Here is a 23,118-nt window from a genome sequence, read left to right as displayed (position 1 = left end):
CAAGTGTTAACCGTTTTCGTGAAAGCTATGGCGTGTTCATCCCAGGATGGCTGGCGATGCCGGTTGGATTTTATTCATGGATAGTGCGGGAGCACAGAGCGAAATTGACGCCGGTCAGCGCATGCAAACGCTGGCGGCGGCGCTGCGTCTTGTCGGAACGCCCTTATTGACGGCGTTGCTGGAAGCCGGCCAGCAAGACCGCAACGCGGCCGGCGCCGGCGCAACCCGTAAAGCGAATTTTGAGGCATTTCCGCTTCTGATCGAAAATGCCGCCAATTTAGCGCGCCAGATGGCGGATAAAATGGAGGGCGCGGCCGCCCCCGCCGCTCTGCGCTGGGGCGCTATCGGCGCCGCCTGTCAATTGGTCGCGGCCAATTACCGGGCAACGGGACATATGCTTGATGCGGGCGCGGCCGAGCCGATTCTCGCGGTCATTGGCGCGCTGCCGGAAAAATTCAAGAACCTTGTGACCGGCGGCATCGAGCCTGTCCCCAATCAAGTGGCGACTTTTCGCGCCAAAATGCTGGAGACGCTGGTGCCCGTGGTTGGCGCCATCTCGCAATATTCTTTCGGGCGCGGCGAGCACGGTTTGCTTGCCGAGGTGGCGGAGCGGCTCGTCAAAACCGCCGATCAGATTACGCGTTCGCTGGCGCCGGCCGGGGCCAGCCCGGAGCAATGGCGGCTGCTGTGCTGGGCGGTTCTGAAATCCGCGGGGCAGATTTATGCCGATAGCCATTATGCCGAGGCGGACCGGCTGCTTTACATGAATCCTGATGATCGCGCGGCCTATTTCGCCAAGCACGGCAATGTTGTGCCGATGGCCCAAGTATGGCAAGAATTCAACCAGCGCATGGCGCTGCTTGCGACGCTGGGCACTTATCTAGAGGTGCCGTCTGCCGCCAAGCTGGAAGAAGAAGGATGGAGCTAACGCCATGACTTCGCAAATGATCGCAGCATGCCTGCTGCTCGCCGCTCAAACCTATCATGTACCGCCGGCGGTGATGATTGCCATGATGCATGTCGAGGGCGGCCGCGTGGGCCAGGAAGTCCATAATACCAATGGCAGCTACGATTTAGGCCCGATGCAAGTCAACACGGTATGGATGCCGCAATTGGCGCGGCTGTGGGGCGTGGATGGCGGCACCGCGCGGCAATGGGTGCGCGATAACGGCTGCGTCAATGTTTATGTTTCCGCCTGGATTCTGCGGCAGAAAATCGATGAAGCGGGTTATTTGCGCGGCGGTATCGCGCGTTATCATTCCGCTACCCCCTGGCGCGGCGGGCGATATGCTGGCAAAGTCATCGATGTGATGGAGCATAAGGGGCTGGTGGCGCACGAGTTATACGCCGCAAATCCGCCGCCGAAATCAGCGGCGGGAGCCGAGAATCGGAACGTTAAAATAGCCAAGGTGGACGAATGACCATGACGATGAAATCCCTGACAAAGCGGCTTTTTCCTTTGACTCTGGCGGTTGCGCTTTTTGCGTTTCCAGCGGCGGCCCAGAAATCCTCGCAAATACCGGTGGGCGCCCTGCTCAAGGCCGATCCGGCGGAGATCGCCAAGGCGCAGCAGATGCCTGCGACCGATGTGGATATCAAGAGGATACCGGTGTTGCGTACGATGCTGCAGCAAGGCGCCGAGCTTTATTATATGGGCGAGCGTTCCGGCATGCCCGGCTTCATGCTGCAGAAAGACGGGCAGCTTCAGTTTTTCTATATCGCTCCCGATCGCCAGTCATTGCTTTTCGGCGCGATGTTCTCGGCCGAGGGCACCAATATTACCGCCGAGCAAATGAATACGGTCGGCATGCAGATACCCCAGATCAAGGCGCTGCTGACTTCGGCGGCAGAAAAACAGGAAGAAATTCAAAAGGTGGGCGGCGGTGGCGGCAGTGACCCGCAGCCTGCGTCGAAAAGTGGACCGCCGGAACTCGTGTCCCTGTCGCCCGGCGAGCGACTCTATCAGGATTTCCAGGGAGCGGTGGGCGTGACCATGGGCCAAGGCGACAAGCCGCTCGTGGTAATGCTGGTCGAGCCCCATTGCCCCTTCTGCAAGGCGACATGGAAAGAACTCAAGGATCATGTCGACAAGGGAGAGCTGCGCGTCAAATTACTGCCCATCGGCGCGCCTGACAGCGAAGACGAGCGCCAGTCTGCAATATTCCTGCGCGTGGCCGAGCCTTTCAAGGCTTGGAGCCAGTTCGTGGATGGCGATGCCAACGCTCTTGCCGGCGTGCCGCCCACCGCCGATATTACGGCGGTGCGGGCGACCATGGAGATGACCAAGGAATGGAAAATTTCCGCGACGCCCTACATTGTTTATCGCGGCAAGGACGGCAAGATCAAAGTCGTGCTCGGGAAGCCTGACAAGGTCGCCACCATCCTGTCGGATCTGTCGCCATGACGATCATCGGCAATGCGGGGAAGAGGTGATCCATGGCCCGTGATTCAGAGAAGCCGCCCGCCGTTCCCGCCATAGGCGGCGGCAAATCGTTGCAGGCCCCGGGAAACGGGCAGACGGTTTCTCCCTATGTGCCGTCGGGGCCGGCCAGCCCGCCGCCCAAGCAGGGCGCCATGCCGAATGCGACGGTGATTTACGGCATAGCGTCCGCCGTGATCGCGGCGCTCGGGCTTTATTTTCTTATTAACGGCGTGTGGCTCAACGGCCTTCTGCTTCTGCTTCTTGCCGGAGCGCTGTTCGGCTACGCGATGTTCTTCATGCGCTTCAGGACTTAGAGCTAGAGCGCGATCATCCCCATGGACGCGCAGACACACTTCACTGAGGAATGATCGCGCTCTATGTCGGTTTAGGGCTTGGTTTTTGGCTGTGCTTGTGCTTAAAACAGAATCGCCCCTTGACTTCCGATATCGACAGGGATCGATGTTCATGCCCAAATTTACACTTACTTGCGCCGGCGCTTTCACGGGCGCTTTATTTCTCATCCTGCTGATGCCGCTCGCGGCATGTCAGGAGCCGAATCCAACGGTGTCTCCTCTCGTCGCTGAAAACGATCCGGTTGCTTTTCGTATTGCCCAGGCTTCGGAAAAGGCGGCTAAAGCGCTCAATACCGTCGCTGGGATCGAGCAATATCGCAATCCGCTGCCGCCGATGGAAGATTTCATGGGCGCGCCGCACGCCCTCTCGCAGCCCGTGACCATAACCTGGAACGGACCGGCGGAGCAGTTGGTGCAGACTCTGGCGGCCAAGGCCGGTTACGCCTATCGGACGGCGGGTATGCCTACGCCCGTCCCCCTTACGGTCGCGGTCGATGTTTACGAGCGGCCGCTGATCGATATCTTGCGCGATATCGGGCTGCAGCTGGGCAACCGGGCCGATGTCGCGGTCGATGCCAAGGCCGGCGCGGTGCAATTGCGTTATGCTCCAACCGACGGTAAAATCTGAAATGCGCAGGCTTTCCGCTATCGTGATCGGACTGCTGTTGTTGGCGGCAATGCCGGCGTGGGCCGACAGCACGCCAGTCGGGCCGCTCGAACCGCCTCCCGATCTGTGGCAGCTGCAGGAACAGACGGAAGGCGTCAACGCCAAGCCCAGCGAGAATATGGGGCTTCAAATCCGTCATGACGCGCTGCGCGAAGCGGCCCTTTCATACGGCGCTCGCGGCGGCCTTGCCCACCGCACTTTTGAAATCCAGCGCCGTCTTGCCGAACAGGAAGCGACCCTCAGCAAAACTTTCGATTTCAAAAGGCTGCTCATTAACGCTCCTTCGGGGCTTTTGATCGAGCCGCCGATCGTCTCGGACGCCCAGCGCGCCGTGATCGTGACCGGCGGCGGTCAAAAGGCTGCCGTTGCCGACCGGATTATCCGCATCAATCGCATCGCCCGCATCGTCACGGCCTCGCGCGACTGGCGCCTGTATCTGGAGCGCGATTGGGGCAAAGTGGAGCCGCCGCCGGGCCTCCTGGTGCCCAAGACCAAGGAAGAGCGCGCCGATTGGCGCAAATGGGTCAAGGAAGGGTGGGACGCCGGCGTGATTCAGGCGGACGATACTTTCGAGGCCGATCTCGATCGCATGACGAGCGATTTCGTCGGCATGGTGCATTACCGTGAATTGCTGGCGCAGGGGATGATTTCTCCGCCCTTCGCGATTCACGAGGATCGCGGCATCACGGGCGGAGGCGCCGAAATGCGCATCGGCGACCGGGGCGTTACCATCACCGGCCAATCCACGCTTATTCCGCGGAGCGAACAGTGGCAGTCGACGCTACGCTAGCGGATGCCAGGCGCAAAAGCGAAGAGCTTGGAACCTGGACCGATGAGCCTTTGCGCATTCGCGAAGAGCATGTCGACGGCCTGCTGATGTGGTGCGTCGAGCGGCGCACCACCGACGTCAGCATTCAAACCGACCGCCCGGTTTATATCGAAGTCGACGGCGTCCTGTTTCCGATAACCAGGCGATCGATCGATTCGGCGGATATGGCCAATGTCCTGGCCAAAATTTACGGCCAGGACGCTATCGCCAAGCTTGCGTCGGGCGTCGATCTCGATTTGTCCTACGAGGTTAGGCCCGATCGCAACACGCGTTACCGTTTTCGCGTCAACATCACGGCCATGCTGAGCAGAGGGCGGGACGGGGTGCAGATCACCATGCGGTCGCTGCCCAATCTTCCCCCGACGATGCACGAACTGGGGATCGAGGAAAAAATCATCGATAATTGGGCGCCGCGCCAGGGGCTGATCCTGGTGACGGGACCGACCGGCAGCGGCAAATCGACATTGCTTGCCGCGGGCAACCGGATGCTGATCGAGCGGGCTCAGGGCTGCGGCAAGATGCTGACCTATGAAGCCCCGATCGAATATGTGTACGATTCGATCGTCGGCGAGCGGTCGCTGGTTTCGCAATCGGAAATCCCAAAGCATTTGCCTAATTTCGCGGCCGGGGTGCGCAACGCGCTGCGCCGCAAGCCCAACATTATCCTGGTCGGCGAATCGCGCGATCGCGAAACGGTCTCGGCCTCCATTGAGGCAGGGCAAACCGGCCACGCGGTCTATTCCACGGCCCATACGACCGGGGTGGCGGCCACCATTCGACGCATGGTCAGCGTGTTTGAGCCCTCCGAGCGTTCCGAGCGCGCTTTCGCCCTGATGGAAACGCTGCGCATGATCGTCACGCAGGCGCTCGTGCCTAAAGTCGGCGGCGGCCGCATGGGATTGCGCGAATTCATGATCTTTGACGAGAATGTCCGCGAAATTCTGCTTGATATGCCGATCGAGCGCTGGACCAGCGAGGCCCAGCGTTTGCTCGTGCGCTACGGCAAGACCATGGAACAATCGGCGACATCGGCGTTCAAGGCGGGGCTGATCGATCGCCGCTGGTATCTGCTGCTTACCAAGGGCTTCTCCGGCGACGAACGGGAAGACCAGAATTTCGAGCCTTTGGCGACGCAAGCCGTTAACGATACCGTAACGACGGACGTATAAAGTCGAATACCGGTTGCCAGTTATCCGAAACCGGCGGATAGGGCGCGCGTTGCCCTTTCCGATCACCGACATCTGGAGTCTGAATTATGGATGATCATTGGCGCAATAGTCAGAAAATCGCCCGCTTCTTTATCTTTGACGCGCGGCTTTTTTTCGTGGTTCTGGCCTGCTTGATGTATATCCAGCTTTGGACCTTGACGCTGACCGTCATCACGATTTTGATCTTCTGGGCCGTCGAGCAGCGCGGCTTGAGCTTCGAGTCGGCGCTGCGCGCCCTGCGCTGCTGGGTTCTTGGCCAAGAGCGTCCGGCAACAATCCGTCTTTTGCGGCGGCGCATGACCGATTATGGCGCCGCAGATGCCCGGGCGCAGGAAGAGAGCGACGAAACCGCTTCATAAAGCCGCTATCGAGCGGTTTGTTTCCCGCTTATCTATCCGTTAATCTTTGTTGTTCACCGTCCGTTGCACCCATGTCACGCCTGCTTCTGGGGAAAAGTCGAAAATTGTTGTTTTCTCATGGCGCTTTTCCGGCTATTTCCTATAGTTACTTGGCTTGAAAACCCAAAAAATATTCCGTCGCCATCGTTCTCCCCCAAGCAGTAAAGCCATGCGGATGCGACAGAATATTTTTTGGGTTTTCAAGTGATGTGGATGACGTCCGCCTAAAAATCCGAAAAATCTATGTCGCGCTCGCGATGGGTTTCCTCCTTAATGACGGGGTAGGCGCGACGGAGTTTTTTCGGGTTTTCAAGCGGACTGACTATAACGTAGTATGAATCACGAATCGGTTTTATCCCTCCTATGCGGAAGTGTTCGCTCATGGCCTGGTTTGCCCGACAACATCGTCTCTTGCTCAGTCTCGCATTAGGCATCATCGGCGTTACGCTTATGTGCGGCACCGCCCAGGCCGGGTTTCAGTGGGTCACGCCGCTTGAAGAGGCTCCTGCCGCGGTTCCGCTTGCACCCGCGCCCGTTCCCGCTCCTGTCGAGGATGTGCCGGCAGTTCCGCTTGCGCCAGCGCCTGCCGATCAGGCCGCTTTGCCCGCTCCCATGCAATTGCCGGAAGTAAGCCCCCCGGCGGCCGCCTCTCCTGTGGCATCGTCGCCGCAAGCCTTGGCGCCGATGGAGCCATTGCCGCTTGAGCCTATGGCTGCCGTTGCTTCTCCGGTGCCCTTGCCGCCGATAGAGCCGTCGCCGATAGAGCCGTCTGCGCCGCTATCCGTCCCGCCGCCGGAATTGGCGCCCACGCTTGCCGCCGATGTCCCGCCTCCTCTTCCGGTTGACCAAGGGCCGGCCATTGTGGGATTTGGCAAGAAGATTCCGCTTACGGTCGCGCTCAAACAGATTTTGCCGCCGGATTACGGTTTTGCGCTGGAGCAGGGAATAGACAATTCCACGTCGGTCGACTGGCAGGGCGGCAAGCCTTGGCGGACGGTGCTGAATGATGCTCTGACGGGCGCGGGGCTGTCGGCCCAGGAAGAGGGTAAAATCGTCAAAATTGCCCGCGCGGGTCTGGGCGGTAAAACAGGGGTGCATGCAGCGTCCGCCGCTCCGCTGGAAGTTCCCGCGCCTTTGCCGGTAGCCGAGTTGCCCACCGAGGCGCCGCCTGTTCCTTCGGCGGCCGCTGCCGCAACGCCGGCCGGCTCCGATATGCCCGCGCCTGTGGCGGGTGCTCCCCCCGAGGCCATGATGGTGCCTCTGCCGCCGCTGGAAACGCCGGCTACGGCTGCCGCGCTGCCGCCGGTCGTGGATGATTCGATGATTGCCGCGGCCGCCGCGCCCGCGCTTGCCGCCGATGCCCCGCCACCCTTGCCGCCGGTTGAGCCCGCGCCGGCTTCCGTGCCTCCCGCGAAAGATGCGGTGGATGCGGTTCAGCCTATTACCGCCGCGCCGCCGTCCGATGCGCCGCCGGTAACGGGCTCCGTCGTGACACCGAGTCCCCTCACGCCTGCGACGCAAGCCGCTCCGGCGGAAGCGTGGAAAGCCGAACCGGGTGATCAGCTGCGCGCCGTCATCAAAAAGTGGAGCGAGCGCGCCAATGTCGAACTGGTATGGGCGACCGAATATGACTATCCGATTCAGGCCAGCGTGAATTTCTCCGGCTCGTTCGAAGACGCCGTGCGCAATCTGCTTAGCGGTTTTGTCGACGCCAAGCCGCAGCCTTTCGGGCGCTTGCATGATAATCCGACCGCGGGGCAGAGAATTCTGGTGATCGAAACGCGCGGCAACAGCGGCGGAGAATGAAAGCCAATGTTAACAATTAAGTCATAAGGTTCGCGCCTCAATTAGCCTTGGATGGAAAGAATGATGAAACTGCGGAACCTGTTCTTAGTAGCGGTTGTTTGTGCCGTCGCCGCTTGTGATACGGGCGCGGTACGCGAGGAAATCGAACAGAAGGCGCAGCAAGTCGAACAAAATCTCGTCCGCGCCCAGCAGCCCCTGCCTCCCTTCAAAAGCAATCCGCTCGTCGTGACCGACCGGCTTTGGGTGGGAAGCCAGGCGGTGCGCTTGCATAGAGGGCTGCCGCTTCCCGAAAAATATGAGACGGCGAAGGGCGTGACGTTCGTCGCGCGCACGCCGCAGTCGCTGGGCGATATCGCCTCGACGCTTTCCAGCCAAACCGGCATTCCGGTCCGTCTGGGACCCGGCGTTCCGGCCGGCCCTTCCGCTTCCGCGGCAGTGCCCGTCGTCGCCCGCGGCGCGGGCGCTCCCGTGGCCGATGCCGGCGATACGATGAGCGTCGCTTATGAGGGGCCGCTTTCCGGGCTTCTGGATCACGCCAGTTCGCGGTTCGGCGTCGACTGGCGCTATGACGGCAGCGCGATTCTTTTCAGCCGTTACGAGACGCGCGTATTTCTGGTCGAGGTCATGGCCGGCAAGGGCAAATTTGAGGATTCCATCCCCACGGAAGCCGGCTCGAACAGCCTGAAGCAAGAAATCGAAATGAAGGCCGATATCGATATGTGGGCCGAGATCGGCAATACCGTGAATTCCATTCTCGGCGGCACCGGCACGGCGGTGATTTCGCCCGCGGTCGGCACCATCACCGTGACGACGACGCCTGAAATCATGAAGAGCATAGCGCATTATGTCGCCGAGGAAAACAAGCGGCTTGTCCGCCAGCTTGCCATCAATGTCGAAATTTACACCGCCGAGATCGATAACGAGGACGATTTCAACAACCAGCTCACGGCGGCGCTGAAGACCATCAAGCCCTTCACCTTCGCCGGCGTCGCCGCGCCCGCTTTCGCGACCAACGTGGCGGATTTCAGCAATCTGACCATCGGCATCATCGACAACGCCAATGTGTCGGCGGACTCGGTTCTGCGGGCGATATCGAAGATCTCGCATAATGTGCGGGTCGCGCAATTCCCGATGACGACGCTGAACGGGCGCACCATTACGCGCCGGGTCGGACGCGATATCGCCTATCTGGCTTCGTCCTCCACGACGACGACCGGAACCAGCGGCACGACGACCACGACGCTGACGCCCGGCACGCTGCGCGAAGGTTTTTCGATCCAGCTGACGCCGCGCCTGCTGGCCGACGGACGCGTGCTCATGCAATATTCGCTGAACCTGATCGATCTGGTCCGAATCACCGCCTTCACCTCCGGGACCAGCAGCGTGCAGCTGCCGGAAACCACGAGCCGGGTTTTCGTGCAGCAATCCCTGCTGCGCAGCGGTTCCACGCTCGTGCTTGCCGGTTACGGCCAGGATCAAACCAGCCAAGCGGCCTCGGGAACCATCAATCCCTATAATTATCTCCTCGGCGGCGGCATCGGCAATTCCAAGACGAAACAGCTTCTCCTTATCGCCATTACGCCGCAGGAGCTGGACGTTCCCTCGGCGGAGCAGCCCTAGGGTCCAACCTTAATTAGAATGGGAGTTTCGTATGCAAAAGAAGGCTGAGATGCTAGGAGGCGAGCGAAGCCGTAGTCAATCTACGGCGAGCGAAGCCGACAACGCAGATCGGCCTTCTTTTGCATACCCAAGGGGCGCGGCGAAAAAGCCGACCGGCGTTCTCAAAGACCTCGCAGGTAGTCGCCGATACCTGCTTCTGTCTTTTCGTAGCCGGGCGGCTTTTTCGCCTGCGCGAAACCCCATTCTAATTAAGGTTGGACCCTAATGGGATCTGGCGTCGCGACAGTCGGACGGCGCAAATACGCGGTCGGCCTCTATTGGCAGCCTTCGCCGAGCGGCCGTGTCGCGCAAGCGGCTAAAGAGGCGGCGCGCCAGCCGGGCCAGCACGCCGACTTTTTTGCGGTGCGTCCCGGCGTCAAGGGCGGCCGCGTCGCCCAGTTCGGTCTGGGGCTTCAGCAATCCGGCCACAAGCTCGGCATGGCGACCTTGGCCGCGTCGCTTGCCAACCGGCTGCCGGGTTCATGGGCGGGCGCCTTCAAGTTAAGCGAAGGCATCGTGGTCATCGTGGTGCGCGACGATTTGATCGCGCCGGACGGTGACCAGATATATCTCGATGACGCCAGCGCCCGCGACCGTCTTATCCAGGAAGTCACGCTTGGCGGCCTGCAGCGCATCTATGCTCCTGAAGCATGGTCGATTCCCGCTTCGGAAACGGTCGCGCTTCCCTTCGTGCTGCAAAATCGCGGCGACTGCCCCTTGCAGCCGGTCAAGATACCGCGCGCGATCCTTATCGGCGTGGCCGTCACGGCGCTCGTCGTCGTATTGGGTATCGCGGGATTCTGGTATTACCAATACCAGGAAGAAAAAGCGCAGGAAGCGCAAAGGGAATTGATCAGGATCGAGGCCCAGAAGCGTGCGATCGAAATGAAAGCGGCGGGTCTCGGCGGTCCGATTCAGATCGCGTATCCGCCGCCGAAGCGGTTCTGGGAGGATGAGCCTCATCCTCTGGAATTGATAGAGGCGTGCCGCGTCGCGCTGGACAAGGTGCCGCAGGCGAGGCTGGGATGGAATCTTAGCACATTAAGTTGCGCGAAGGGCGGCCTGTCGCTGTCATGGACCCGCATCGTCGGCTACACTCAGCCCCTTGCCGATGCCTCCATCGATCCATCGGGGTCGAACGCTTCGCGCGGCGTGCCGATCGAGGGCCTGAAAAATCGCGGCCCCCAGGATTTGATCGATCCGGCGGAAATCACCAAACGCTATCTGGCGCAGAACTGGAACGGCACGATTTCGCGCCTGCCTGACGATCCGCCGCCGCCGAAACCGGAAAATGTGCGGCCGGAAGACTGGAATCCGCCGCCTACGCCCTGGATCAAGCGCGGATTCACGCTGAAGGTTACCGATTTACCAGGCGAATTGCCGCAATATTTCGGCGGCGTTCCCGGCGTTATCATCAACAGCATCGTCTCGCAGAGCGGAAGCTGGCAGATCAGCGGCGTGATCTACGAAAACAGAAAATAACGCTTTTTGTCGCCCTGCCGCCGCGCCGCGCCGCGTCTAGGCCGACATGAAGGCCAATCCCCCTCCATGCCCGATTTCAAAACTGACGCCTTGCCGCAGGGCGATAACCATTCGTTAATGGCACGAGGTTCATAAAGCCTATGTTTACGGGAACTTAACCCTATTCGCCGATGATGAACCGACTTCCCAGATTAGGTATGGGGCCTCCGATCCTGGGGGCTTTATCAGAAGTTTGACCGATCGGACGATCCCTGGCTGGTCGAAGGAGTGTAGGATGAGAATTGCCTTTAGATCTTGGTTTCCGGCCTTTGTGCTGGCCCTCGGCGCCGCGTCTTCCATGGCTTTTGCCCAAACGACCGTAACCGATCTCGCCGTCGCCCATACCGCTGCCATGACGGGCGCCGCATCATCGGCCGCGCCATCGATCCCCGCGCAGGCGGGACAGCCCGGCGGCGGAATCAATCTCGCCCATCCTCCCGGCGGCCCGGGAGTAGGGACGACCGAGGAAACCAAAGCCGCTTCGGCTAGTGCGACTGATGGGACCGGCGAAGACAAGGAAATTCCCGATCAGGTTAAAAGCGTGATGAAAAAGCTCGAGACGGGAAAAATCGATCTCAGCCTCGAAGACATGAATCAGGCGCGCGCAGCGCTGGCGCGCCTCGATCTTCTGCTGGAACTCGAGCAGAAAATGCATGATCTCGAAAAAGCTCGCGCCAAGCGCGAGGGCGGGGACGACATGGCGAGCGAAGTCGGCGCCATGCTGCCCTCCGGCGTCACGAAAATGCCCAGGGGAATGCAAAAGGCCTCTCTGGCCGTGCCGGTGACCGAGCTTGCCTCGGCTTCCGCGCCGCGCCGGACGCCATCGGCCGTTTCGCCCGCGGATTATGAAGTGCACAAGATCGTCGGCGCCGGCGGAAGATACAGCGCCGATCTGGATTCTGCGCAGGACGGCAAGACGATCAATGTGCGCGCCGGCGACAAGCTCGCCGATGGCACCGAAGTCCAGCTCATCGACGCCACGACGGTTCAACTTAAATCTCCGGGCGATAAAAACGAGCACAGCCTTCGCATCGACAATGCCGGCGCTTTAAGCCATGGGCGCGGGGCGCCGTGAGATATTATGCTGTCCGATCTCGCCGACCGCACCCGCAAACTTATCAATAAGGCACCGGAGGCGTCGAAACCAGCGCCGAAGTCCGGAGAGCTGACCGCGCCGGCCAAGGGAGCCGTTGCGCCGCCGTCCCCTCCGCCGGAAGCCCCGCCATCCCCCGATCAAGCGCCGTCCGCGCAGGGCAAGGCGGCGTCCTCGGGCGCGGATAACGCGGCCAAAACCGCCATTGCGGCGCAGCAGCAGATCAAGATCGTTGACGAGCGCTCGATGGCGCTGTCCGGGGCGCTGAAATTCACCGGCCTGGTGCTGACCGTCGAGGGCAGCACGCTCAAAATCACTGCCGAGTCGCGCAATTTCTGCGCGCTGTTCGATAACGGCATGTGGCTGGTCAGCGCCGCGCACCGCAATTCGCCGCTCGTCACTTCGGTGGCGCTGCAGGCGCGGCGGCAAGGCTATAAAGTCGACGAGCCGCATTACGTCACCCCGAATATCGTGCAGCAGGCCTATGCCTATGCCGAGCGCCAGGCGGCGATGGTTCGCCTCGACGACAATGCCGTCAGGCGCAAGATCGTCGAGATGATCCAGCAGGCCGCCGACATGGGCGCCAACGACATTCACATCGAGGCGGCGGGCGGCCGCGCCAAGGTGGAGTTCCGCGTCGATGGCGCGCTGCGCCTGTGGGAAACCTGGACTCAGCGCGAAGGCGAGCAGGTTCTGTCCGCCGTCTATTCGCATTCGATCGGCCAGTCGGGCGCGACCGCCAACTGGCTCGAGCCGCAGGCGGCGATGCTGGCCGGAACCGGCGGTCAGGAATCCGTCCAGCTTCCGATCGGCGTGCCGTCGATGCGCTGCCAGTGGGTGCCGCTGTCGGACGGGGGGCGCTATCTCAATATGCGCCTGCAATATGACTCGGCGCATCTGTTCGGCGAGAATTTCGCCATGGCGGATGTCGATTCGATCGGCTTTTCCCAGGAACAGCTCAAGACGGTGCGCTTCCTGCGCAGCCTGCCCGGCGGCATGCGGATATTTTCCGGCCCGGTGAACCAAGGCAAGACCACGACGCTGCGCGTGATGCTCAACCGGCGCATGGTGGAAACCAATTTCGACCGCAAATGCTATCTGATCGAAGACCCGCCGGAAGGCGGCGTGATGGGCGCGAGCCAGATCGGCGTGTCCGCGTCAGTCAAGGAAGAGCAGCGCGAGAAAAGCTTTTCGGAAGTGATGCGCAGCGCCCTGCGCCTCGATCCCGACATCGTCATGCTCGGCGAAATCCGCGACATCCAGACCGCCAAATTCGCCTTCCGCCTGGCGCTTTCCGGGCGGCAGATTTACACGACGCTGCACGTCTATTCGGCGATCGCCGTGCCGCGCCGCCTGCTCGATCTCGGCATCGAGCCTTATCTGATTTATGATCCGCATCTGCTGTGCGGCATGTTCTGCCAAAGGCTGCTCAAGGGCCTGTGCCCCTCTTGCCGCGTTCCGATCAAGGAAGCGCCCAAGCAGTTCGGGCCGGATTACGAAGACCTCGCGCGCCGGGTGCGGACCGGCCTCGCGCTGATGATCGCGCGCCGCATGAAGGCCGATCCGGGACAGCCCGCCCTCGACCGGATCGAGGAGCCTGACATGAGCCAGATTTACGTCGCCAATCCCGACGGCTGCCCGAAATGCTTCAAGGGGCGCAGCGGGCGCACAGTTTGCGCCGAGGTAGCGGAAACCGATATCAAGCTGATGAATCTGCTCCAGGAGGGCAAGATCATCGAGGCCGAGGAATACTGGCTTTCGCCCCATGGGCTGAATGGCATCACGATGGCCTGGCACGCTCTCGAAAAAATCCGCCGCGGCGAAGTTTCTCCCGCCGACGCCGAAGTCGAGGTCGGGCCGCTCGCCCGCGAACGCGAGATCGCCGAAGTCGAGCAGCGCCTCGGTGTATGGCGATGAATAGCGCAGAGTTCTCACGCTCCTACGCCATGTGGAAATTCCGCAGCAACACGAAGATGCGCTTTCGCGTCTATCGCAAGCTTCAGGGCATGCTGGCGATGAACGAGGCGCTGTCGCGCGCCTTGGAGCGGCTTTGGTACAATTCCAGCGAGATGGGCAAATACCCGAATCGCCCCGCGGCGATGGCGCTGCGCGAATGGCTGCAGCGCGACCGGGCGGGAGATTCGCTTTCGCAGGCGATGGCCGGATGGGTGCCGTCGGCGGAATTATACATGCTCCGCGCCGGGGAAGAATCGGGCACCGTGGCGAAGTCGCTGCGTTCCATCATGATGATGGGCGAGAGCGCCAAGGAAATGCGCACCGCCGTCATGCAGGCGATCACCTATCCCGCCTTCATGATCATCCTGATTTCTGGCGTCTTGTGGATGTTCGGCGTCAACCTGATCCAGAATATGCGCAAGAACGCGCCGAAAGCGGTGCTGGAATCGATCGGGCCGCTCGCCGACGTGTCGGATTTCATCATGAAATGGGGCATCGCCATTCTTTTGTCGATCGGCACGCTCGCCGTCATCACTTCGGTCACGATGCCGTTCTGGAGGGGCAAGACGCGGGCGAAGTTCGATAAATATCCGCCCTGGTCGTGGTTCCGCATCTGGCAGGGCAGCGGCTTCATGCTCGGCCTTTCGGCGCTCATGGGCGCGCAGGTGCCGCTGCGCCGCGCGCTGGAAATCCTGGAACAGCAGGGCAATCCCTGGATCAAGGAGCGGATCGCGTCGGCAGTCGAAGCGGTGCTGCAGGGCAAGAATCTCGGCGAGGCGCTGCGCCAGGGCAATTACGGTTTCCCCGATCCGCAGGTCGCGCTCGACATGGAAATTCTCTCCGAGCGCGGCGATATCGGCTCGGTGATCGAGGAAGTGACCCAGGAATGGATCAGGGAGCAGATCGACGAGCTTAAGGCGCAGTCGGTGGTGGTGCGGAATATCGGCCTCGCCGTGGTCGGCACCGTCATCGCCTTCGCCATGAGCTCGATCCTGCATATCACCGTGGTCATCAGCGACTCGAGCAAGGGCGGCGGCAGTGGATTTTAGCCGGAGAGAAAAAAACAGAAGGCGGGGCCGCTCATTCTCCGGCTTCTCTTTGGTCGAGGCCGCCATCGTGCTGGGCGTCGCTGGAATGGTCGTCGCCGGGATTATGTTCGCGGCGGGCCGGGTGAGCCGCTCCACTTCCATCAACAAGGCGGGCGAACAGCTGTTCGAAATTGTCGCCAATGTGCGCGGCATTTATACCAGCCAGCGGGGAATTTATCATGACAACAGCCCGATTGGCGGCTGCAATCCTGCGGATTTGACGGCCAAATTGAGCTGCCAGGGCGCTTTTCCGAGCGACATGATCGGCGGCGTGCCCGGCACTCCGCCCGCCAATGATTGGGGAGCGGTTGTCGTCGAGCCGATGGACAAGGATCTGAATACGGCCGCCGCCGCCGCGCCGGGCGAAACAAGTTTTGGCGTGCGTTATGCCAATTTGCCGGTTGACGTTTGTATCGCGCTCGCGTCGCGCATCTCCGCGCCGGATCAGAAAATGATGCTGCGGGCGGTTCTATTCGGCGGCCCTGCCGGGACGGCCTATACGGCGGCGGGAACGGTGTGGGCGAATGGGACCAGCCTGCCGGTTAATCCGACGCAGGCGGTCACGGAATGCCAGAATGCGGCGGCGGGCGGTCTGGTGACGCTGGAATGGGCGTTTATGCTGCGGTAATCAGGGAATGGAGAACGGACAATGCGCCGCATGCCGCATCGACAGCGCGGGTTCAACCTTATCGAGCTTGCGATCGTGCTGGGCGTGGCGGGCATGCTGGCGGGCGCCATATGGCTCGGCGCGCGCGCCGTGGCCCATCATCACAACATCAACCGCGCCGTCGATCAATTGCAGCAGATCGTGGAAAATGTCCGCGACGCTTATACGAATGCGGCGATCTTGCCGGATGAGGACTATATTCTTTTCACGCAAAGGGTCGCGAGGAAAGATGTATTTCCCGCCGAAACCAAATTGACGCCCGATGCCGATCCGAAGACTTGCGGTCTGGGAGCGCCCTGCTATTTCGCCCATCCCTGGAGTTCCGACGGCGCGGGATCGATTTGCGGCGACGGTACGATTTGCGTGTCCGCTTCCCCCGTCGCCAATGCCTTCGGCAACGTGAATCCCCGCTATGGCATTACGATTATGCTGCGCAATCTGCCGCAAGCCGCATGCATCGATCTGGGCACTAAATTGTTGGGGGTCATGGATCAGGTCGGTTTGGTCGGTATCGGCGTCGATACGGGAGACGCCGCCATTCCCGGCGCGATTGCCACTCCTATGCCGCCTACGCCTACCTGGCTCGCCGCCAGTTGCACCAGCGCCAATGCCAACCGTCTTTATTTTGCCTTCAGGCTGAATCCGTCATGAAACAGCATCGATTAAGAGCCAGAAAGTTCTGCGCCGGGGTGACGCTCATCGAGCTTGCCATCGTGTTCGGGGTCGCGGGCGTAATTCTCGGCGGCGTATGGCTGGTGATCGTCAGCACGCGCGATTCGGTAAAACTTCAGCAGACCGGCGAGCAACTCCTCGTTATCAACAAGAATATCCGCACTTATTACCAGGAGCGGCCCTGCATCGCCGCGACCGGCGATTTGACGGCGACGCTGACGGCGATCAATCCGCCCCTCATCCCGCGCGAAATGCTGCAGGCGAATAACATCTCCAGCCCCTGGGGCACGGCGGTGACGGTAACGCGCGGAACGGTGGCGGGAACCGGCGCGGCGGGATGCGATGCGCCCGAAGCGTTCCAATACACCGTCGATTACCTGAATCTGCCGCCTGCCGCCTGCGCCGCGCTGGTCTTGAAAGCGACAGCACCGGGCGAAATTTCCCGCGGACTTGCCGCGGCTTCGATCAATGACGCCCCAATCACCGCTTTGCCGCCCAACCCGACCGCGATCATCGGCACCGCCGCCGGGCAATGTTCCGAAAACGCGACGGCGAAGGTGCGTTTCGGCTATCGTTTGCGCGCTGACTGATTCTATAATTCCATCCTCGCGAATCCATCCGTTGTTTCCAGGAGTTTCCGTGCCCAAATCATGGCTGCATAAAATTCTGCGCGACGAAGCCGCGTCCGGGATCGTGCTGCTGCTGGCGGGATCGGCGGGGCTGATTTTGGCCAATACGCCGCTGGCCGATTTCTATCACGCTTTCTGGCGCGTCGAGTTTCTCGGCATCCATTATGCCGGCTGGATCAACGACGCGCTGATCCCGGTTTTTTATCTGGTCGTCGGGCTGGAAATCAAACGCGAAATGGGTTCCCACGGCTCGCTTTCCGATTGGCGGCGCGCCAGCCTGCCGATCATCGCTGCGCTCGGCGGCATGGTGGCACCCGCCATCGTCTATTTCATCTGTGTAGCAGGCCATCCGGAGTTTTATCGCGGCTGGGCGGTCCCGGCGGCGACCGATATCGCTTTCGCCGTGGGAATCATGGCACTGCTGGCCAAGCGCCTGCCCCCCAGCCTGCGCGTCTTCATGCTGACGCTCGCCATCGTGGACGATCTCGGCTCGATCCTCATCATCGGATTATTTTACGCCGGGCAGCTCGACGCGCTGTATGTCGGCAATGCGCTTGCCATCGTCGGCGCCATGTGGGGACTGCGCCGCCTGAAAATCGACAGGGCTTGGCCGTATCTGCTGCTGAGCGTGCCGCTATGGTACTGCGTGCATCACAGCGGCATCCACGCCACCATCGCGGGCGTGATTCTGGCTTTCGCGCTGCCGCGCGCCAGCGGCAAGAAGGTATTGTCGGCGCTGCATGCATGGGTGGCTTTCGCCATTCTTCCGGTGTTCGCCTTCGCCAATGCGGGGGTGACGCTGAAAGGCATGACGATTGAATCCCTCGATCATCCGGTCTTCTGGGGCATCGTGCTGGGCATGTTTCTCGGCAAGCAGATCGGCATTTTCTCCGCGATCGCGGTGGCGGTGAAATCGGGAATCTCGCGCCTGCCGCCGCATGCCGGCTGGGCGCAGGTCTATGGCATGAGCATTCTGGGCGGCGTCGGCTTCACTATGGCCCTGTTCATCGGCAGCCTCAGCTTTCAGGATGGAGCCTTGATCGATAGGACGCGGCTTGCCATTATGACCGGATCGTTCCTTGCCGCCGTGATGGGTTACATGGTGCTGTTCCTGACTTCCAAGCGATCGTCCCGCCATGGCGCGTAAGGTTGCCGTCATCGGCCTGGGCTGGGTCGCGCAGGCGCGGCACATTCCCTCGATCATGCGCTGCGGCGGCCTCGAGCTTGCCGGAGTCATCGACCGGCATGCCGACAAAGCTAAAATGGTCGCCGAGCGGTTCGGCATTCCCTATCACGCGGCCGGCATGAGCCTGGCCGATGCGCCGTGGCGCGATGAAATCGAAGCAATGACGATCGCCGCGCCGCCCTTTGCGCATGCGGAGCTTGCGCGCGAGGCGCTCGGCATGGGCAAGCATGTGCTGACCGAAAAGCCTTTCGCCATGAGCGGGGACGAAGGCAGGGCCATGCTTAAAGCCTCGGCGGATTCGGGAAAGATTCTGGCGGTCGTGCATAATTTTCAGTTCTCCCGCGCTTTCGCCCGGCTGGAGCGCGATATCGCGGCTGGGCGGCTGGGCGCGGTGAAATGGATCGCGGCGCAGCAACTCGGCAATCCGCGCCGCCGCCTGCCGGTATGGTATCAGCAATTGCCGCTTGGACTGTTTTATGACGAAAGTCCGCATTTCTTCTATCTGCTGCGGCGGCTCGCGGGCGGCATGCGGCTGCGCGACGCGGTGGCGTGGCGGAAGGGGAAGGACAATACTCCGGACGAAATCCGCCTCGTCTATCAGGGCGAGCGCGATATTCCGGTGACGATAGGCTGCAACTTTGTCAGCCCGCTGAGCGAATGGACGCTCACCGTCGGCGGCGAGAAGGCGCTGGGCATCGTCGATATCTTCCGCGATTTCTATATCCGCCTGCCGCAGGACGGCGCGCATGAACTGCCGCAGATCGTGGGGACGAGTCTGCGCGCCTGCGCCTGGCATATGGCGCAATATGTTCCGAACGGCATCGCCTATCTTCGCGGACGCCTAGATTACGGCAATGACGAAGTGTTCCGCCGTTTCTCCGATGCCATGACGTCCGGCGCCAAGCCGCAAGGCATCGACGCGGCGGATGCGATGGCGGTGCTGGATCTGCAGCAGCAGGCTGCCGGGCAGGTGCGGTGGTTATGAAGGTTCTGGTCGTCACGCATTATTACCCCGCTCATGGCGGCGGGATTGAGCTGGTCGCGCGGCAATTGCTGCTGACGATGCGCCAGGTCGCGCCGGGCATCGATTTCACCTGGGCGGCAACGGCCTGCGATCCGGTGGTCGAGCTGCCGGGCGTGACCTATCTGCCGATGGGAGGCACCAACATCATCGAGCGGAAATACGGCGTGCCGATGCCGGTCTGGTCGCCGCGGGCGCTGATGAAGCTGGCGAGAGCGGTGCGCGAGCATGACGCGCTGTGGCTGCATGATACGCTTTATTCCGGCAATATCGCCGCGTATCTGTTCGCGAAAGTCTTTAAAAGGCCGGTGGTGATTACCCAGCATATCGGCGCGGTGCCTTATCAAAACCGCCTGCTGCGCGACCTTATGCGTCACGGGAATCGCTGGATCGCCGCGAAGATGCTCCAGCATGCCGACCAGACGGTGTTCATCGCCGCGCAGGTGCAGGATTATTTCTCCGGCCTGATCGGCAAATGGAAGCACGCGCCGCAATTAATTCCCAACGGCGTGCTGACCAGCGTTTTCAAGCCGGTCACGTCCGACCGGCGCCATGTGCTGCGGCAGAAATTCGGCCTGGACGAACAGCCCGCCATGCTGTTCGTGGGGCGCTTCGTCGAGAAAAAGGGATTGCCGGCGCTGAAGCGCCTCGCGGCTTCGCTGCCGGAATATGACTGGATGTTCGCCGGGCGCGGCCCGCTCGATCCCGCGCTGTGGGGATTGCGCAATTGCATGGCGGTGCGGGATCGCAATGGCGCGGGCGTCGCCGAACTTTATCAGGCCGCCGATCTTCTGGTTTTGCCCAGCAGCGGCGAGGGCTTTCCGCTGGTGGTTCAGGAAGCCGCCGCCTGCGGTCTTCCGATTCTTTGCGGCGCCGAGATCGCGGGAGCCGACGCGCGCCTGCCGGAGATATTGTTTACGGAAACCGTCGATTCCGCCGATCCCGAGGCGACGGCGGCGCGCTGGGCGGAAAGAATCAAGGCTGTTCTGGCCGATCCGGAAAAACTGGAGACGCGGCGCGCCGAGCTGGCAGCCTTCGCATTGTCCAACTGGTCGTGGCCGGACGCCGTCGAGAATTACGCGGCGATTTTTCGCGGGCTGATCCCATGAAAAAACGTATTCCTCTGGCTCTTCAGGCCGCGGCGGGCCTCGCGCTCGGCCTGGGGCTTTGCATTTATCTCGTGCGGCAGACGGCGTTGACCGGCGACGACCGGCGGCAGCTTCTCGAGAATATCAATATTCAGGCCTTGATCGGGGTCGTCGCGCTGACATTCCTGATGCTGTGGACGGGCGCGCGCAAATGGGCGTTTCTCGACCGCGCCCTCGATCATCATGCGCCGCACGCCACCGGTTATTACTGGCGGCATTTCGTCTGGCAAAGCTGGCTCGCGCAAATCCTGCCCTCGACCGTGGCGTTGATCGCCGGACGCGCGCTGGCGACGCATGGCGGCGGAGAGCGCAACTGGAAGCGTGGTTTCAAGAATGCGATGGTCGACCAGCTGGGGGAATTGTTCATCGTCATGGCGTTCATGCCCGGCAGCCTGCTGCAGCTATGGATGGATATCAGCTTCCCGGCCTGGCTGATATGCGGGCTTGGGGTCGCTGTGCTGGGCGGCGCGGCAGGCGTTAAAATTTTTCCGCGCCTGGTCTTTCCCGAAGCCTTGATGTGGTCGTTCCTGCGCATCCTGTTCATGACGCTGCGTCTGCTCTTGGGAGCGATGGCGTTCAATCTGGCGCTTGCGCCCGCCCATATCGCCTACGCCCTGCCGTTCGCCACTTTGACGGTGCTGGTCCCGCTGACGCCGGGCAATCTCGGCCTCGCCGAATGGGGCTGGGTTTTCTCGCTGATGCTGTGGGGCGACGCTAAGGGCGTGGCGGCGCTTTACGCTCTGAGCTTCCGGGTGCTGATTCTCATCATGCAGACTTTGGCGCTGCCGCTCGCTTTCATGTTCCCGAAATCCCGCGCAGGATAAAGCATGCCTCTCGCCGTCACCAAGATCGTCGAACTCGTCGTGCCGAAGCAGGCCAATCATCACGGCACGCTTTACGGCGGCACGGCGCTGGCACTGATGGATAAGACGGCCTTCCTGACCGGGAGCCGCTATGCGCGGCGCAATTTCGTCACGGCCTCCGCGGCTCAGATCGATTTCCTCGCTCCGGCGCGCCAGGGTCAGCTTGTCGAACTTGCCGGCAGCATCGAGCGAGTCGGCAACACATCGCTCGCCGCCGGAGTCGAACTCTATGCCGAAGACCTGATCGCGGGAACGCGCAAGCTTTGCGCGCGCGGCAGCTTCGTTCTCGTGGCGGTGGACGGCAAGGAGCCGATCCGCGCGGCGCCCGGCGACGACCGGCCCTTGCCGCCTCACGCGGCGCATATGATGGAAATGATCTTTCCCGACTCCACCGATCATCATGGCGAACTCGATCATGGCGCGGCGCTCGGGTTGATGGGCAAGGCCGCCTTCGTGGCGGCGTCGCGCTTTTGCCGTCAGTCCATGATCATGATCGCGTCAGGGGAGATCGACTTCCATTTGCCCTCTTATCAGGGCGAATTGATCGATCTGGTCGCTCATCCCACGGCCGTTTCCGGAAGCGACGTCACGGTTTCGGTCGCCATGACCGCCGAAAATTTTCTGACCGGCGCGCGGCGGCTTTGCGCGCGCGGCACGTTCACGATGCGGGCCCGCGACGCCGAAGGGAATCCGGCGCTGATCGGGAAGACGCTATGATCCGGCGGTAAATCGCCGCCGCGCCTGCCTGAATGGCGGCTGCCGACATTTCTCCCATGACCATGGCGCGGCTTTCGCGCCCCATATTTTGCCGCCGCGCCGCGTCTTTCGTCAGCGCCGCGAGCGCCGCCGCGAGCGCATTCGTATCGCCAGGCGGAACGAGGATGGCGTTATGCCCGTGCCGCGCGACTTCCCGCACGCCTTCGAGGTCGCTGGCCACGATGGGCCGCCCGCATGCCGCCGCGTCGAGCAGGGTTTTCGGCATTCCCTCGCGCACGCGGCAGGGCAGGACGGCGATATGCGCCCGTCTCCACAGATCGCCGATGTCCGAAATGTGGCCAAGATGCTCGATCCCTTCCATGCGATTCCAGGCTTCGAGCTGTTGCTGCGAGAAACTGGTCGGATTGTCGTCGGCCGATCCGGCCAGAAGAAGGCGAAGATCCATGCCTTCGGCCCTGCATCGCCGCACGGCCTCGACCAGCGCGTCCACGCCTTTCGAGCGCAGCATCCGTCCGGCATAAGCGCATGTGATGGGGCCGGCCGCTTCCGGCGCCGGCTGCAATATATCGGTATCGACGCCCGCGCCGCGCAGGATGACGGTTTGTTCCGGCACGACGATGCCGAGCCTGATGAATAAATCGCGGTCGTCCGCATTCTGGAACCATGCCATGACATGCTCGCGGCGCAGGACAAAACGCAGCATGGGCACGAAAGCGAGGCGCATGAGGCGCGCCTTCAGCCCCGGATCGGTAAAGACGAAACCCACGCCGTTGATCGCGGCGATTTGCGCCGGGATATCGGCGAACCGCGCCGCGAGGCCTCCTATGAGAACGGCCTTGAGGGCCACATGCTGCGCGATGCGCGGGCGAAGGCGGCGATATAGCGCGATAATCTGCGTAAGATCGCGCAGAATCCTGAGCGGGTTAAGGCTGCGCCTGACCCATTGAAGGGGATATAAATCATAGCCGAGCGCCTGAATGTCCCCGCCATGCCGTCCGACGCGCGTCATGACGCCGACGCGCATCCCGGCTTCTTCGGCCCCCCGCGCCACCGGAAGCCGATGGGACATAAAGGCCCAATCCTCGGTGACGAGATAAAGGAGCAAGGGGCGAGAATCGGCGGCAGGATCATTCATGGCGGAGTTTATTATAGTTAACGCAAGACCGGTTCATACAAGATATATACTCATGACTTGCCTAAAAACAGGAATTTACT

General features: G+C 61.6%; 23 protein-coding genes. 22 read left to right on the top strand and 1 reads right to left on the bottom strand.

The annotated features are described in order from the left end of the window. Nucleotides 1-76: 76 nt before the first annotated feature. From WDO70_00530 to WDO70_00425, 22 genes are all read left to right on the top strand, one after another. A complete protein-coding gene (locus WDO70_00530; GenBank protein ID MEJ0061710.1) occupies nt 77-928 on the top strand; it encodes a hypothetical protein in 852 nt (283 codons plus the stop codon). Nucleotides 929-932: 4 nt separating this feature from the next. Continuing rightward, nucleotides 933-1,421, top strand: coding sequence for a lytic transglycosylase domain-containing protein (locus tag WDO70_00525; protein MEJ0061709.1), 489 nt, complete (start codon nt 933-935; stop codon nt 1,419-1,421). 2 nt (nt 1,422-1,423) lie between these two features. After that, nucleotides 1,424-2,404, top strand: coding sequence for a hypothetical protein (locus WDO70_00520; protein MEJ0061708.1), 981 nt, complete (start codon nt 1,424-1,426; stop codon nt 2,402-2,404). Nucleotides 2,405-2,436: 32 nt separating this feature from the next. After that, on the top strand, nt 2,437-2,736 hold the full coding sequence (locus tag WDO70_00515; protein MEJ0061707.1) for a hypothetical protein: 300 nt from the start codon (nt 2,437-2,439) through the stop codon (nt 2,734-2,736). Between the two features lie 151 nt (nt 2,737-2,887). Further along, nucleotides 2,888-3,403 (top strand): DotD/TraH family lipoprotein, encoded by a 516-nt coding sequence (locus WDO70_00510; protein ID MEJ0061706.1) that lies wholly within the window; start codon nt 2,888-2,890, stop codon nt 3,401-3,403. 1 nt (nt 3,404) lies between these two features. Beyond that, nucleotides 3,405-4,232: a type IV secretory system conjugative DNA transfer family protein gene (locus tag WDO70_00505; GenBank protein MEJ0061705.1), complete on the top strand. Its 828-nt coding sequence runs from the start codon at nt 3,405-3,407 to the stop codon at nt 4,230-4,232. Beyond that, nucleotides 4,211-5,440: an ATPase, T2SS/T4P/T4SS family gene (locus tag WDO70_00500; GenBank protein ID MEJ0061704.1), complete on the top strand. Its 1,230-nt coding sequence runs from the start codon at nt 4,211-4,213 to the stop codon at nt 5,438-5,440. Before WDO70_00505 ends, WDO70_00500 begins: the two co-directional genes overlap by 22 nt. Before the next feature lie 86 nt (nt 5,441-5,526). Beyond that, complete coding sequence (gene icmT / locus WDO70_00495; GenBank protein ID MEJ0061703.1) at nt 5,527-5,838, top strand: IcmT/TraK family protein; 312 nt, start codon at nt 5,527-5,529, stop codon at nt 5,836-5,838. A 420-nt stretch (nt 5,839-6,258) separates the two neighbouring features. Then, nucleotides 6,259-7,683: a TcpQ domain-containing protein gene (locus WDO70_00490; GenBank protein ID MEJ0061702.1), complete on the top strand. Its 1,425-nt coding sequence runs from the start codon at nt 6,259-6,261 to the stop codon at nt 7,681-7,683. Nucleotides 7,684-7,746: 63 nt separating this feature from the next. After that, the gene (locus WDO70_00485) at nt 7,747-9,303 is read left to right on the top strand and encodes a hypothetical protein (GenBank protein ID MEJ0061701.1); all 1,557 of its coding nucleotides are present in this window, start codon (nt 7,747-7,749) and stop codon (nt 9,301-9,303) included. 264 nt (nt 9,304-9,567) lie between these two features. Beyond that, on the top strand, nt 9,568-10,824 hold the full coding sequence (gene pilO2, locus WDO70_00480) for a type 4b pilus protein PilO2 (protein ID MEJ0061700.1): 1,257 nt from the start codon (nt 9,568-9,570) through the stop codon (nt 10,822-10,824). 337 nt (nt 10,825-11,161) lie between these two features. Then, nucleotides 11,162-11,938, top strand: a complete 777-nt coding sequence (locus tag WDO70_00475) for a hypothetical protein (GenBank protein MEJ0061699.1) — start codon at nt 11,162-11,164, stop codon at nt 11,936-11,938. A 6-nt stretch (nt 11,939-11,944) separates the two neighbouring features. Then, nucleotides 11,945-13,873, top strand: a complete 1,929-nt coding sequence (locus tag WDO70_00470; protein MEJ0061698.1) for an ATPase, T2SS/T4P/T4SS family — start codon at nt 11,945-11,947, stop codon at nt 13,871-13,873. Beyond that, nucleotides 13,870-14,961: a type II secretion system F family protein gene (locus WDO70_00465; GenBank protein MEJ0061697.1), complete on the top strand. Its 1,092-nt coding sequence runs from the start codon at nt 13,870-13,872 to the stop codon at nt 14,959-14,961. The genes WDO70_00470 and WDO70_00465 overlap by 4 nt, the downstream gene beginning before the upstream one ends. Before the next feature lie 49 nt (nt 14,962-15,010). Next, nucleotides 15,011-15,628 carry a hypothetical protein gene (locus WDO70_00460; protein ID MEJ0061696.1) on the top strand — a complete coding sequence of 206 codons (618 nt, stop codon included), beginning with the start codon at nt 15,011-15,013 and terminating at the stop codon, nt 15,626-15,628. 21 nt (nt 15,629-15,649) lie between these two features. Next, nucleotides 15,650-16,318 (top strand): type II secretion system protein, encoded by a 669-nt coding sequence (locus tag WDO70_00455; protein MEJ0061695.1) that lies wholly within the window; start codon nt 15,650-15,652, stop codon nt 16,316-16,318. Then, the gene (locus tag WDO70_00450) at nt 16,315-16,929 is read left to right on the top strand and encodes a type 4 pilus major pilin (protein ID MEJ0061694.1); all 615 of its coding nucleotides are present in this window, start codon (nt 16,315-16,317) and stop codon (nt 16,927-16,929) included. The genes WDO70_00455 and WDO70_00450 overlap by 4 nt, the downstream gene beginning before the upstream one ends. Before the next feature lie 49 nt (nt 16,930-16,978). Continuing rightward, the gene (gene nhaA / locus WDO70_00445; GenBank protein ID MEJ0061693.1) at nt 16,979-18,115 is read left to right on the top strand and encodes a Na+/H+ antiporter NhaA; all 1,137 of its coding nucleotides are present in this window, start codon (nt 16,979-16,981) and stop codon (nt 18,113-18,115) included. Continuing rightward, nucleotides 18,105-19,139: a Gfo/Idh/MocA family oxidoreductase gene (locus tag WDO70_00440; GenBank protein ID MEJ0061692.1), complete on the top strand. Its 1,035-nt coding sequence runs from the start codon at nt 18,105-18,107 to the stop codon at nt 19,137-19,139. Before nhaA ends, WDO70_00440 begins: the two co-directional genes overlap by 11 nt. After that, a complete protein-coding gene (locus tag WDO70_00435) occupies nt 19,136-20,284 on the top strand; it encodes a glycosyltransferase family 4 protein (protein MEJ0061691.1) in 1,149 nt (382 codons plus the stop codon). Before WDO70_00440 ends, WDO70_00435 begins: the two co-directional genes overlap by 4 nt. Continuing rightward, complete coding sequence (locus WDO70_00430; GenBank protein ID MEJ0061690.1) at nt 20,281-21,147, top strand: hypothetical protein; 867 nt, start codon at nt 20,281-20,283, stop codon at nt 21,145-21,147. The genes WDO70_00435 and WDO70_00430 overlap by 4 nt, the downstream gene beginning before the upstream one ends. Before the next feature lie 3 nt (nt 21,148-21,150). Further along, complete coding sequence (locus WDO70_00425) at nt 21,151-21,903, top strand: acyl-CoA thioesterase (GenBank protein ID MEJ0061689.1); 753 nt, start codon at nt 21,151-21,153, stop codon at nt 21,901-21,903. Here WDO70_00425 and WDO70_00420 read toward each other — a convergent pair. Continuing rightward, nucleotides 21,845-23,038, bottom strand: coding sequence for a glycosyltransferase family 4 protein (locus tag WDO70_00420; protein MEJ0061688.1), 1,194 nt, complete (start codon nt 23,036-23,038; stop codon nt 21,845-21,847). The genes WDO70_00425 and WDO70_00420 overlap by 59 nt on opposite strands. Nucleotides 23,039-23,118 lie beyond the last annotated feature (80 nt).

The sequence above is a fragment of the Alphaproteobacteria bacterium genome, assembly GCA_037200005.1.
In the GTDB taxonomy this organism is placed as follows: Bacteria; Pseudomonadota; Alphaproteobacteria; order UBA9219; family RFNS01; genus JBBCGY01.
Note: the sequence above shows the minus strand (reverse complement) of the source record. Positions and strands in the feature narration are given on the sequence as shown.